Raw genomic sequence first — 14,190 nt, 5'->3', positions numbered from 1 at the left:
AATCGTTTTTTCTCTTATTTCTGTCATTATTGATGTAATGAATCAAGCAGCACGATCATGCATATGAACGTCATGATGTTATCGTTATTCTGGATATTCTCAATTATTAATGTCATACTAAAAACAGTCATTCAAAACAACATACAAAAAATAGGCCTACAAAAAAATTTAATTGTATGATACCGACTCACGCTACCAATACTAACTTTTTTTGCCTGGAAATGGAGGTATTGCCATGAAGATGGGTAAAAAAACATTCTTTCTTATCTTTTCTGTTCTTTTTGTTGTTCTATTCGGGTGTTCCGTCACTGATCGTCAGCCTGCATCGCCAGATACTCAGAATGAACAGAGCATAGCGGATTATATGCCGTTAAGCGAAGGTAACTATTGGGCTTATGAGGGAATAGGCAATGAATATGCGTCCTACACGGCGAAGGTCACATATCAGCAGGACAATAAATATCAGGTCATGATCGATAACGGCGGTTCCGTGACTGCCAACCGCTATGAAGTTACAGACAGCACACTCATCAACACGTATAGACAATCAGAGTTATATGATGATAAGAATATCTTAAACAGTCCGGAAAACTATCATGCCGTTTTGCTCCAATCCCCTCTAACCCTCGGCAATTCCTGGGAGAGCGAAGGAGCGACCTATGAAATCGCTGATACAATGGCCACGATAACTGTCCCCGCAGGCACCTTTGAAAACTGCTTGGTTGTCAAAATTGATTATAATGACAGCGGCAATACGAGCTACTTCTACTACAAAAAAGGTGTCGGGCTCATCAAAACACGCTATGTCATGCCGGGATTCGATGATATTGTTTCACAGTTAAACACGTATTCGGTGCGGTCGAATCCGTAAGGACAGCGATTTCGAATTTTTTATTCGTTTATTAAACAGCCAGTTCCCCATTATAACTGACGAGTACAACATCGTTAACACCATCAATCTCTGCCAAGTCATTCACAAAATCGGTATTATCCTTATGCAAACGGATTTCAAAGGTCAGTTCGATTCCTTGTCCGCCGCGAACCGCTTTTGACTTGACTTTCATCCGTTTAACATAACCGCTCAGGGATTTCGTCAACACCATTTCAGCTTGGCTGTCACTACAATTAACGACAATCATATAGGGGATTTCCCCCGAAGCTTTACGCGTAAAGGAAATCAGCATGACACCAATTATGATTGAGCCGATCACTGCTAAAAAATATTGACCGGCGCCGCTGACGATGCCGGCAGCGATAGCCCAAAATATAAAGACAATGTCCATGGGGTCTTTAATAGCCGATCTAAAACGCACAATGCTTAAAGCGCCGACCATACCCAGCGATAAAACGATATTTGAGGTAACGCCCATGATAATCAATGTCGTAATCATGGACATACCAATTAATGATACATTAAAATTCCTGGAATACATGACACCGTTAAACGTTTTCTTATATACGGTATATATAAATAAACCGAGGAAGAAGGAAATAACCAAGGTTATAAAAACATCGACAATGGAAAAGTTAGTCGTCGCGTTCTCCATAAAGCTATTTTTGAAGATATCAGAAAATGTAAACGTTTGCGTAATCACATCATTCGCTGTACTCGCAGAATTCATTATATTACCCCCAATAAAATATTATAATATGAAAGAAACAGGGTTATACTTTATCCATATTTTCTGCACAGGACATACTTAGAAATTGCTGCTTTATGTCGGCTATTCAACTGGATCAGTTCAGCGATGTGACTTGGCAGATAGCAATCATATTTGATTTCCAGGATAGCAGTCCCATTATTTAAAACACCTGTCAACGGTGTATTGAAATTGAGGAAGTCAATGGACGACAATCCGGTTCGAACATCACTGTCGACTGTGATCCGAATCCTGCCCGGTTCCCATAAAAATGCCTGCCGCTTGTACTCAACAATTGTTTTTGGCCGATACAAGCCAGAGCGCATTTTAGTATAGAGCTGTTTACAAACAGGCTCCCGGCGATTTTTGAGAAAATCATATTTTCTATCAATTAATGCTTGGCATTCAGCCACCGATAAAATCGCGCTTTCTTTGAACCCCGAGCCACTATTCTTAACCTTTTTCTCAAGCCGGATCATCGCTGTTGACTCATCATAAACTCTTAACCGATACTTTTCTCTGTATTTTACCCCTGTTAGCTTCTCCAATAATGCCGTATCATGAATATCATCAAAGTAAAGGCTTCTAACGGTATAATACCCCTTTGGCCCGGTATGACTGTCTTTGGGTAAAACCATATTTAATCGACGGATTAAAACTTCTTTATCAAAAATATTGATAGCCATTTTTATTTCCTGCCGGTATTTGCTCATTTGTATACCTCCCGATGTTATGTTATCCATCTTCTGTGTCATTACTGTGAACAGAGCGTAACAAATTTGTGAAGAAAAAGGTGATAGCACTGTTTAGAAAAAGTTGGTTGCCGCTCCTATTGGCTGTTTTGGTTTTAATCGGGCTGACAGCCTGGGAAAATGAAATACCCTGGCTTTCAGACCCATCCCATGATACACCTTCGGCAGTAAGTGTTCCGACCAACAGTAACGTCCAATCAAATATTACCGGTTCCGAGTCAGGTGCTGAATATGCGGATGGAACGACAATTAAGCTATCGTTATTAGGAGATATCATGTGTCACCCCACGCAATACGAAGCGGCTAAAATAAATAATGCTTATGATTTTTCTCCCTGTTTCGAAGATATCCAAAGTGATATTGCTGATGCGGATTTGACTCTGGCCAACCTTGAAACAACACTTGCCGGTAAAGAAATGACCTATAGTGGTTATCCTTCCTTTAATACGCCTGAGCAACTGGCCTATGCTCTTAAGAAGACATTAGGCGTTGATGTTGTCTCCACTGCCAATAATCATGCTCTGGATCGGATGTACTCCGGATTGTGTCATACTATCGATTTTCTTGATGCCTGTGGACTTAAACATACAGGGACTTATAAAACACAGGAAGAGAGCACCAAGATTCTGATTGAAAATGTTTCCGGTGTTAAAATTGCCTTTTTAAGTTATACCTATGGGACAAACGGTATCACCCTAAGTCATGACAAAGATTTTGCAGTAAATTATTTGGATAGGGATAAAATTAAGCAAGATGCCCAAAACGCGAGAGATGCGGGTGCCGCGATCATCATTGCTTCTTTACATTGGGGAACGGAATATGCCGAAAAGCCTTCGGCTGAACAAACAGCGTTATCACGATGGGTATTTGAAAATACGGAAGTGGATATCATCTCTGGAAATCATGCGCATGCTGTGGAACCCATTGAATTCATTAATGTCGTTCACCATTCAACGCAAAAGGACAAGGAAGGCCTTGTAATCTATGCCCAGGGTAATTTTATTTCAGATCAGAAAACCGATAGTGCCAATATGGGTATTGCGGTTAATATTATTGTGGAAAATCATCCCGATGATAAGCCAACAATCGCCTACGTGGAATATTTCCCTACTTGGATCGATGAAACGGCGGGGGCCGGCCTTCGTAGTTACCGTGTACTGAATGTGGAAAAAGCACTTGAAGCATACTGTTCCGGTAAGGACCCGTTGCTTAGTGAAGCCGACTATCAGGAAATGCTTTCCCATGCGATCAACATCAAAAAAATTATTCCTGCGAATGACCGCATACGTTATACTGTAAAATAATCCAAATTGACCGGTCTGCCATCGTTTCTTGCCTCTATTTAAGCAGATGTTATTAATAAGCAAAGTGTATACAGTATTATGCATTGTATTCAATATTTCTTTATCTTCTCTATTTACGCCGGTTGAGATATCCGCTATATTTTACATGGGCAAAGAAGCCTTATCGCCAGTTTTCCAACTGGCTGTAAGGCTTTCTTTTTTTTCGCTATTCGCACAACTAATCCTTTTAATTATGATTAATATAGAGGAGAGATGAAGATGAGTAACGCAGATACCGCATTTATGCTGGTCAGCACAGCATTGGTTTTTTTAATGATTCCCGGGCTAGCCTTCTTTTACGGGGGACTGGTCAAACGACGGCACGTCCTTTCCATTATGATGCAAAGTATTGCTTCGATTGGTATTATAGCCATTCTCTGGATCGTTATCGGTTATACGCTTTCTTTTGGCCCTGATGTCGGAGGCTTAATTGGAGGTCTTGATCATATTGGACTTAAAGGGGTAGCTATATCCGCCGGTTCGGACAGCACGACGATACCGCCGATGCTGTTTATGCTTTACCAAATGATGTTTGCAATAATTACACCGGCTATCATGACCGGTGCAACGGCGGAACGACTGCGTTTTCCAGCATATATGCTCTTAATAAGCCTATGGAGTCTTCTGGTATATGCACCTCTTGCCCATTGGGTGTGGGGCGGCGGCTGGCTCGCTGATTTAGGTGTCCTGGATTTCGCTGGCGGAATTGTTGTCCATATCAGCTCAGGTTTTTCAGGCCTGATCGCCGCCTTATATATTGGCAAACGCTATAACAAAGACACAGAAAGAACAATACCTCATAATATACCGTATGTTATCCTCGGCGGAGGCCTTTTGTGGTTTGGATGGTTTGGATTTAACGGCGGCAGTGCCTTGGCCGCTAATGGTATTGCTGTACTTGCCTCAACGACGACACATATTTCGGCCTGCGCCGGACTTCTTGGTTGGATGCTTGTAGAAAAACTGCACCGCGGTAAACCGACGGTTCTGGGGGCTGTATCGGGCATGGTGGCCGGGCTCGGTGCAATTACGCCTGCGTGCGCTTATGTAACGCCACTGGCAGCTATTCTGATCGGGCTTATTTCATCGGGTTTATGCTACCTTGCAGTTGCTTTTCTCAAAGAAAAACTGGGCTATGACGACGCACTGGATGCTTTTGGCATACACGGTATCGGCGGAACCTGGGGTACCATAGCCGTGGGGATCTTTGGCACGGCTGTACTGAATCCCCATGGTGCCGATGGTCTGTTTTACTCCGGATCATTTAGCCAGATCGGGATCCAGTCATTGGCTGTTCTGGTGACATATGCCTATTGTGGCGTAATGACACTTCTTATTTTGAAAGTGATTCGTCTTATTACCCCGCTTGCAGCTACCTCTGAAGAGCAAGAGTCCGGGTTAGATATCACCCAGCATGGGGAAAGCGCTTACCCGGAAATTGAAGGAATGGCCTCAAGCTCCGTTTGGGATTTATAAAATTAGCTTAAATATTCACGGAAGGATTCTCCGAGACCAGTCACCTTAACTGCGTAGGGTGAATTGAAGTTTCCGTGTGCGTCATAGTATGTCATTCGTCCGTTTATTCCCAGGTTATAGGCTGTATAGGCTTCATACCGATCATCATAAATGTCATTCAGATACTTTAAATAGCCACCGGCCAAAAAGGCAGCATAATACTTATCACGTGTTAACAGCTCATCTGTGGGGTAGTCGATTTCCATCTTATAGTACTCGGTTATTGCCATATAAGCAGTTTTGGCACTGGCTAATTTCATTTGGGTCGTATTATATGAAAGTGACCCGCCATCCATATGTGTTTGAGGATGAAAACCTGTCTCCTGCGCAATGAGTGCCAGAAGATCACCTGGCTGCAAATTAAATGTTTTTTCTACGCCGATAATATAAGCAAGATAATCAGGGTCTGCGCCATATTTCACTGCGATATCGGATAATACCTCATCCTGGTCATTTGCGGAAATGGTCGTTTGCTCTTTCATATCTGCCGAAGAAGAAGGGGATTCTGCCACTATTACCTCGTTCATCTTTTCATTTGATAGTGTCGCCGAAATGTCGGCATTTTTGCCGGGAATGTCCGTGATAACAGGTTCAGATGCAATCGAACTGAACCAGACAATAACAATTGCCATTAGTATGATGATGTAAGCCATAGACGAACTGCTGTCGGTCCGCCTGTTTTCTTTTACCGCAATCATAAAGATTCCTCCTAAACAATGTCCTTTAATTCACAATTTCACATTGTGGGATATTTCCAAAAATATACAAATATAGTGTTGCCTGTCATTTTATTATTTAAACGTGGTTCGTGTCTTCATGTTAATCACCGCTCCTGGGGGAGATGAACAAAGCTTTTTCGCCATGCCTCGTCATACATTGAAATTTAAAAAAAGACTTTCGTCATGAGACGAAAGTCTTTTGCTTTGCCGAAGATTTTTAAAAATAGAATGCAATCGATAGGATCAATATTGTTTAAATGACTGGGATAGCGTCTTGATTTGTACCGCGTATGGCGATTCATAATTACCATAGGCCTGGTAATAGGTTAATCTTCCGTTTATCCCCATGCGATAAGCGGTATAGGATTCACCTTGATTTTTATAGACATCATGCAGATAGCGCAGATATCCGCCAGCTAAATAAGCGGCATAGTTTCTGTCTGCCGTTAGACGGGCTTGATCAGGAAAAGTTATGTCCTGATGATAATAATCGGTAATGGCCATATAGGCTGTTTTTGCAGTCGCTAATTTCATTTGGGTCGTATTAAACGATAATGATCCGCCATCCATTTTGGTACTAGAGACAAATTTAGACTCGATAGCAATAAGCGCAAACAGTTCATATGGTTCAAGCTGGAACGTTTCTTCAACATGGGAGATATACTCGAGATAGTCATAATCAACATGATATTCTTGAGCGATTCGTTGAAGTGTTTCCTTTTTATATTTTTGATTTTCTTGATTACTTTCTGCTATTTCTTTACTGCTTAGGGGATTGCATTCTTCGATTCGGACGATTTCCTTTTCTTCGGCAAAGGCTGCTGTTCCTGTGGTCATAGCCTGGGCAGTTATAAAAACCGCAAACAGGAGTACCGCCAGGACTCGGCTAAACCTTTTTTCACTCAACACTAATTTTCCTCCTTAAGGACTCTGCCTGGACTAACGATCAATTTCATTTTTATGGCAGAATGCTTAATTTTTTTTTCACACAAATCAGGATTTTACCATAACATTTCAATTAATGCAAAAACGATTCCACAATATGACAAATTAACCATTGCACTATCCTACTCAACATGTTAGTATAATGAATGTCGCTTTTCTTATAGTCGGTATTCTAATTATTTATTTTCTAATCATTTTTAATGTAGGTGTCGCAATGAATATCCAAGAAGCCAATGAAGTACATGATCTACTTTTTTCATTCCTGGGTAGCTTTCACGAGAAATTGCTCAGTCGGTTGCGGACACAGTATACGGGAATGCCGCATCTGAAGAAAAATCATATTAAGATTCTTAACATATTATGCCACACGAAAGAACTAACACCGACACGTATTGGAAAAAAGTTAGATATAGAGAAAGGCAGTCTGACATCATTGATCGACCAGCTTGAAGCATGGGATTTGGTCGCCCGCTCCGAAGATATAAATGACCGACGAAAATCGTTGATATCCCTTAGTGCTAAAGGGAAAGAGGAAATGAGAACATTGATGCAATTTTATGCAAATAATATAAACAGTATCCTCCATAACTATGACGCCAAAGAGGTCGAACAGTTTATCACCGATTTACGGAACGTCGTTATATTTATGAACAAATTATAGAAGGTGATAGTTATGAACAAGGATATGGGGAGTTTAAGTGTCGGGAAGCTATTATGGCAATTCTCCTGGCCAACCATTATCGGTATGCTGGTAAATGCGTTGTATAATATTGTCGACCGGATCTTTGTCGGTCGTGCTTTGGGTTCACTTGCCATCGCAGCAACAACTGTAGCTTTTCCAATCATGCTGGTCTTTTTTGCCGTCTCTATGTTGATTGGGGTCGGCGCAACCGCCTTGATATCGATCCGCCTGGGGGAACAAAAAAAGGCGGAAGCCGAGCAGATATCGGGAAATGCTTTGGTCCTTTTGGTGTTTATACCATTATTACTCAGTCTTATTTATTTATTCTTTCCTGAGCAAATACTTATTATGTTTGGTGCCAATGACGATGTCTTGCCTTATGCTCTCGAATATACCAACGTCATTGTTTTGGGCTCTGTTTTTGGTGCTATCAGTTTTGGATTAAATAACTTTATCCGCGCTGAAGGCAAACCAAAAATATCCATGATGACTCAGCTCCTGGGGGCTTTTGTTAACGTGATCTTGAATTATGTATTTATATTCGAGCTGGGAATGGGTATGAAGGGCTCTGCTCTGGGTACGATTATCGGCCAATGTGTGTCCGCGTGCTGGGTATTAGGATATTTTCTCTTCGCCCGAAGTACCTTAAAACTGCGTTTGAAAAACTTTAAACCAGATCCGCTCATCACCAGGCGTATACTGGCAATAGGCTTTGCACCTTTTGCTATGCAGATTGCCGGTAGTGTACAGCAAATGCTGCTGAATAAAAGTGTTATGACCTTCGGCGGTGATCTGGCGCTTTCAGCAGTTGGTGTTGTGATGAGCCTATCGACAATATTTTTCATGCCTATTGTCGGTATCAGCCAGGGAGCGCAACCAATCATCGGGTACAACTATGGCGCCAAACAGTTTTCCCGGGTTACGGAAACACTGAAGAAGGCTGCCCTGATCGGTATTTGTCTTGCCACTGCGGGTTTTTTTGTCATCCGTTTATGGCCTGAGCAAATTATCGGGTTATTCAGCAATGGTGACGCAGCACTTACGGAAATCGCTGTTCACGCTATGTTAACTTTTTTGGCATTACTGCCAGTCCTCGGTTTTCAGATCGTGGCGGCTAATTACTTTCAAGCCGTAGGGAAACCCCTGCAATCAACAATCCTTACGCTTTCCCGTCAAGTTCTAATCTTTATTCCTTTGCTTTTGATCCTCCCAAATTTCTGGGGTATCGAGGGGGTTTGGCGAACAGCCCCGATCGCGGATGCTTTGTCCATCCTGCTGACCATTTCGTTCATATTCATCGAAATGAAGAGCCTGTTGAGTAAACAGCGGGTAGCGGAAGTTAATACACCGGCATGATGTACACGGTCTCAATTATCTGCCCAAGACGGACATTGCTGTATTAAGGTTATAAGTTCCGTTTGTAAATTCATCGATAATGATAAGATCCGCCCGTGCATCGCCATTTAAATCCCCAGAGGTAGGGATCCCATCTTTTGATCCCCATGGTCCGAATGTACCATCGTACTGCAATCCATTGCCATCATATTCAAATCGTTCCCAAAGGCCTTTCGGAGAGTAGAGAAGCAAGTCATCCTTACCATCTCCGTTCAGATCCGCAATATTTGGCTGAACACCACTACCCTGATCAATGCGTTTTCCGTCCGGCTCCTTGGTAAGAATTCCTTCTCTTGCTGTCCCGTTGATCAGTAGGGTATATTTCATTTTACTGGAATCGATAACAACAATGTCACTTTTACCGTCACCATTAAAATCTCCGGCAAGCGCTTTGGCGTTCTTTGCTTTTGGCAATTTCCAGGGCTGCCATTCAATTTGCGTAAAACAGCCGCCCTGATTCATCACTTTTCCGATTATCGACTTGTTCTGATCAAAGAGCCACAGGTCACTCAGTCCATCCCCGTCACAATCGCCTGCCATAAATTGCACTGATTCCAAATTTTTTAATAACTCCAACTTTTGAATGGTTGGAACAAACCGCTGGCCGTTGTTTTCAGCTATCGTCATTCTGCCGGATTTTTGGCTGATCAGCAGCACATCTTCCTTATTTCTGTGCGTAAAATAACCAATAAGCGGAATAACATCTTGTTCCAAAGATATACCCTCTAACCAGATACCCTGATCTTCAAAGGTATTACTCATCCGTGGTGCATACCACGCCGCCGTATTCTTAACCATATGCCATACATTGGTTTTTTTGTTCCATATCAGGATGCCTTCACCGTTAAAATCAGGGTCAAACCTGCCGGTAAAGATGGCATCTCCTTTATTAATGGGAATATTCACAAACCGTTGTGCCGGAACAAATCCAACAAGTGAGTAGATGGAAACAAACTGATAACCCCGCGCTTTAATCCCTTTGATCAACTGGTGCAGCGGAGAATTCTGGTCATAAATAACCGTAGGGTTTCCCTTGGCATCATACGTTATAGAGATATACTTGAATTCAATGGACGGATGGTAGAAGCAGGACGCGAGAATACCCGCTTTGTGTTCAATATCCAGCCATTTAAGCATGGTGTCGGCACTTTTGTTAACTCTGAAATACCCCAGCGGCGTCGGTACAATCGCCAGACCGCTATAGTTCTGTTCATTATAATTAATGACTTTATAATTAAGGAGTGTATGCAATCGCTGAAAATTCATCTCATAACACAATCCGATTTGTTCTTCAAAAGCGATATGCTGCTGTGCAGAGGCCGCATAGTGCGGCGTTTCCCAATAAGCAGGATAAATACCCTTTTGCATAAATAAGTCAATCGCCTCTTTAACTCGTTCAGCACCATAATCATATGTTTTTGTTGTCTCGTGGTTTTTGACGATATTGTAAAATTCAAACCCTTCCACACTGTTGCTGCTGCCGCTCTGGTGGGTATAGCCATGAATACCGATGATCCCCCCCGCGTCCTCAATGGCATTAATGGCAGCCATAAATTCATTTACATATTCCGTGTCGTCAGTGATTGAAACATCATACCCGCTAGCCGGCTCTATATCCCTTGGCGTAAGCGATACTTGAAAAGGTACCCCTTCTTGATGCAGATAGGCTGCAACCACACCGAGTTTCTGCATATTTTCTTTCTTCTTATATACACCGCCTGGACTGATATCCTCAAGTCTTAATAAAACAGGCGCACCCTTGGCGGGCGTCCCCTTGGTAACGACACCGGCAGTTCCGGTGTTTGTTGCATAGACCCTCGTCTCAACGATGAGTATCGCTATACAGATGATACCCAGTGTAAGATAAAATAGTGTTTGAAATAATGTGTTTTTTTTCATTTATATAACCTATTTTTCCTTATTTCTTAAAACACCAAGTAAATTGACGAATTAATGAACCGATTCTACTGTATTATAGCAACAAGGCTTTTAAAGGCACAAGAATCCAAAGGAAATAATCGTACATTTATTTGCTGGTAATTATTTGCGATACGCAAAAAAAAGAGAATTCTTCTTTCTTTTATAAGAAGAATCCTCGATTTCTGTGGATTATGAAGAGGTCAATAAACCGATTAGACAAACCATTTGAGTAAAGCTAATACAACTAAGGCAGTTGCCGCACATAAGATGAGCGAGAATATAAAGGCTACCCGGATAACTTTATTTTCTTCTCCTAGTTTATCAATCGAAGCAGCCGCATTCTGCAATTTAGCTGGGGATATAACGCTGGCTAAGCCACCGCCAAACGCAACGCCTGCGGTAACGATAATAAGCCCGGTTATGCCCCAATCCAGATTTTTAGCCGTTGTCATCGTATATTTAGCAAACATAGCAATGGTGGATGCCTCACTGCCGGTAATAAAACCCCCAAATAAGCCAATGAAACTAACAATAGCGCCATAGGCATCGTGAAATACTTGAGAAGAGTAATCTGCTAAGACCTTGACCATACTCGGGGCGAGTGTCTTGGGCAGTGCTGCATTAAGGTTCGATGCCATATTATATCCAGACATGTTCATTACTTCGCCAATCGCGAAGAAAATCGCAGCCGAGAAAAAGGGTTTAGGTGCTCTTCGCCACCATACGGCAACCGTCTCTTTGAGTTGCTTCGCCGTTGGCCGCATAAACGGGATCGAAATTAGAACACTCACGACAATCCACGTATAAGCATTCCACAGTGCTCTGGTCGCAATCGGCTTCCCATCCGCAGATAAACCAGGAATGCTGAGCGTCAGTGTCCGATATAAATAATCAAATGATTCCTTGGGAAGATTCAGGGCCAAAATAAGCACGATTAAAAGCATCCAGGGCATAATCGCCTTCCATAACGGGTATTCCTTTTCGTAGGCACGTTCTTCAGGTGTCAATCTGCTTTTATCGATTATTTTTTTACCAGTCAGTTTTAAATATAAAATCATCACGACAATGACAGCCAGACCAGACAATACACCGGTGAGTACAACCAGATTATCATAATGATTCGTAAAATACGCGACGACTGAAATGGTAAGACCCGTAACCACAACGGGTATAAATCCGTCTTTAATGCCTTGCCATTTACCCACAATCCATAGCATGCAAAAACCAATTAATGTCGATACTACAGGTAAAAACATATAAAAAATACTGCCTGCCTGTGACAATGTAATTTCATTGCCTTGGCCTAAGAAGCTGTTGGCGATATCGACAAAGACGACAATGGGCGCCCCCAGCAGTGCGTATGTGCACAAAGCATCATAGCCAATAGCCGGCAGGGCGATCGCTACATACGTGGAATAACCCATGGCAATCAAAATAGGCGGAAGCAGTGATACCGGGGTAGCTCCGACAGCGACCATCAGTGTTCCGAAGCCAATATTGATCATCATGATCTGCACGGCTTTATTGTCGCAAGCAAGTGTCTTAATAAAAATAATAATCCGTTTCAGAGCGCCCGTTTTCTCCATGTAAGCCATCTGCAGCAGAGATGTTGCCACAATCAGCGACACAGAAAAAGATTTAATGAAGCCGGCTGCCGTCGAGCGCAGAATAACTTCTCCCGATGTTTGAAAAAAGAAAAATGCAACCAGAGACACAGCAAGCCACCCCACTATCCCGCTGGTGTGGGCTGGCTTTTTAAAGACAATGAGCATAACAACGATAACTGCAATCGGCAGTATTGCAAGAAGCAGTGAAAGCACTCTCTACCATCCTTCCATTCTACAAATTTAATTGTTAAAAAAAGTACTTTATAAATATATATTATTTTGCCGGGAAATAAAAGTACCTATGCTAAAAATTATCATTCCGGCAGCGTGACATATTGGGCTGGACCGCCAACGATGACCCACCCCTGGTAAATAATGCTGATACTGAAATAATAAGATTCCCCCGGAACCAGATTGCCTTGAATATCACCTTGATAATAGGTGTCGGCATTCACTGTGACGGATGTCTTGTTGCGATCAGTTATCCAATATAAATAGCCATCATCCGGATATTTGGGATTGGGATTATCCTTTGAGATAACGACTTTGTATCCTTCAAAATTGGAGGCTGAAGAAGCCGGCCAACTTAATACCAGATCGTTCCCTCGCGGTGTCACAGTGATTGCGACCGGTTCATTACTTTGGGTATCGACCGTATCATCCTGTGGGGTATAGCCATTGTCAGGATAGGTTACCCGAACAGCATTTCCGGCAATTTTACAATCCTTATAAAGGGCGGTTATACTGATATAATAAGCTTGACCGGGAGTCAGATAACCACCGAAATCACCGCCATGATATTCAGAACTATTGTCAATAATCCACTGCGTCGTGTTTTTATTCGTGATATAGGTTAAATAGCCGTTTTCCGGATAAGCCGGGGAGGAATCTTTTTTGGAAATGACGACTTTGTAACCTTGAAGCAACTCGCTGCTAATTGGCTCCCATTGAACAATAATTTTTCCGCCGTCGTTAAACGCTTTAACAACCGGCTTTACCTGTACAACCGACTGAGATTTTTCAGACGACGGGGCCGGTGAACGCGATATATTTTCGATCTGTTCCTCTTTTACCACCGGCGTAGCATCGGTCGTAGCTTGTGGCACCGAGGTGACTGCACTGAGCGGATACGTCATCTGCAGGGAATCACCGGCGACTGTTTTATCGGAATAAAGCGTTGTTATACTAAAATAGTATTTTTCTCCAGGGACCAGCTTATCACCAAAATCACCATTCTTATAATTCTCTTGGTTATCAACCACAGCATGGGTCATATTGGCGTCGGTAATATAATACAAGTAGCCGTTGTCCGGATATTTTGGATTGGGACTTTCTTTGGAAACAACGACTTTATAACCCAGAAATTTTGAATGATTGATGGGATCCCATGTTAAAACAACTGCCCCGTTGGAAACCTCTCCACTTACCGATGCGCTGAGATAAGCCTCTTGCTTTCCTATTTTGAAGCCTTCCCACGTGGAATTCTGCGCATACGAGTAAGTGACAATTCCAAGACAGAAAATGATGGCGCATATGGCAATGGCAATATTTCGTGATATTCTTGGTTTCATATCTTTCCCTCCGAAAACACTCGCATTCGTCTTGTTATGATAATTGATTCTATATAAATACAATAATTCCTTTATTAGCCTATTATTTATGGCAATACGAT

General features: G+C 42.2%; 12 protein-coding genes. 5 read left to right on the top strand and 7 right to left on the bottom strand.

All coding sequences use genetic code 11. From position 1 onward, the window contains the following. The first annotated feature begins 235 nt into the window (after positions 1–235). Positions 236–871 (top strand): hypothetical protein, encoded by a 636-nt coding sequence (locus LPY66_RS02135; RefSeq protein WP_337986487.1) that lies wholly within the window; start codon positions 236–238, stop codon positions 869–871. A gap of 31 nt (positions 872–902) precedes the next feature. Here LPY66_RS02135 and LPY66_RS02130 read toward each other — a convergent pair whose 3' ends face one another. Next, positions 903–1,622, bottom strand: coding sequence for a DUF4956 domain-containing protein (locus tag LPY66_RS02130; protein WP_337986486.1), 720 nt, complete (start codon positions 1,620–1,622; stop codon positions 903–905). A gap of 50 nt (positions 1,623–1,672) precedes the next feature. Further along, positions 1,673–2,353 carry a polyphosphate polymerase domain-containing protein gene (locus tag LPY66_RS02125; protein WP_337986485.1) on the bottom strand — a complete coding sequence of 227 codons (681 nt, stop codon included), beginning with the start codon at positions 2,351–2,353 and terminating at the stop codon, positions 1,673–1,675. Between the two features lie 68 nt (positions 2,354–2,421). Here LPY66_RS02125 and LPY66_RS02120 point away from each other — a divergent pair, with 68 nt between their 5' ends. Beyond that, positions 2,422–3,696 carry a CapA family protein gene (locus LPY66_RS02120; RefSeq protein WP_337986484.1) on the top strand — a complete coding sequence of 425 codons (1,275 nt, stop codon included), beginning with the start codon at positions 2,422–2,424 and terminating at the stop codon, positions 3,694–3,696. A 258-nt stretch (positions 3,697–3,954) separates the two neighbouring features. Continuing rightward, a complete protein-coding gene (locus LPY66_RS02115) occupies positions 3,955–5,211 on the top strand; it encodes an ammonium transporter (protein WP_337986483.1) in 1,257 nt (418 codons plus the stop codon). Between the two features lie 2 nt (positions 5,212–5,213). Here LPY66_RS02115 and LPY66_RS02110 read toward each other — a convergent pair whose 3' ends face one another. Together LPY66_RS02110 and LPY66_RS02105 are read right to left on the bottom strand one after the other, a co-directional pair. Then, complete coding sequence (locus LPY66_RS02110) at positions 5,214–5,948, bottom strand: hypothetical protein (RefSeq protein ID WP_337986482.1); 735 nt, start codon at positions 5,946–5,948, stop codon at positions 5,214–5,216. Between the two features lie 264 nt (positions 5,949–6,212). Then, positions 6,213–6,878: a hypothetical protein gene (locus tag LPY66_RS02105; protein ID WP_337986481.1), complete on the bottom strand. Its 666-nt coding sequence runs from the start codon at positions 6,876–6,878 to the stop codon at positions 6,213–6,215. A gap of 331 nt (positions 6,879–7,209) precedes the next feature. Between LPY66_RS02105 and LPY66_RS02100 the strand changes: the two genes are divergently transcribed. Next, a complete protein-coding gene (locus LPY66_RS02100; RefSeq protein WP_337986480.1) occupies positions 7,210–7,575 on the top strand; it encodes a MarR family winged helix-turn-helix transcriptional regulator in 366 nt (121 codons plus the stop codon). Between the two features lie 12 nt (positions 7,576–7,587). Continuing rightward, positions 7,588–8,952 carry an MATE family efflux transporter gene (locus LPY66_RS02095; protein WP_337986479.1) on the top strand — a complete coding sequence of 455 codons (1,365 nt, stop codon included), beginning with the start codon at positions 7,588–7,590 and terminating at the stop codon, positions 8,950–8,952. Between the two features lie 15 nt (positions 8,953–8,967). On the opposite strand, the gene LPY66_RS02090 is transcribed toward LPY66_RS02095, so the two are convergent. The 3 genes from LPY66_RS02090 to LPY66_RS02080 form a co-directional block, all read right to left on the bottom strand. Then, entirely contained in the window at positions 8,968–10,890 is a 1,923-nt protein-coding gene (locus tag LPY66_RS02090) for a DUF2334 domain-containing protein (protein ID WP_337986478.1), read from the bottom strand. Between the two features lie 233 nt (positions 10,891–11,123). Beyond that, positions 11,124–12,731: an L-lactate permease gene (locus tag LPY66_RS02085; RefSeq protein ID WP_337986477.1), complete on the bottom strand. Its 1,608-nt coding sequence runs from the start codon at positions 12,729–12,731 to the stop codon at positions 11,124–11,126. Between the two features lie 101 nt (positions 12,732–12,832). After that, positions 12,833–14,089, bottom strand: a complete 1,257-nt coding sequence (locus LPY66_RS02080) for an S-layer protein (RefSeq protein ID WP_337986476.1) — start codon at positions 14,087–14,089, stop codon at positions 12,833–12,835. Positions 14,090–14,190 lie beyond the last annotated feature (101 nt).

This window comes from Dehalobacter sp. DCM, from assembly GCF_024972775.1.
Classification (GTDB): Bacteria; Bacillota; Desulfitobacteriia; order Desulfitobacteriales; family Syntrophobotulaceae; genus Dehalobacter.
Note: the sequence above shows the minus strand (reverse complement) of the source record. Positions and strands in the feature narration are given on the sequence as shown.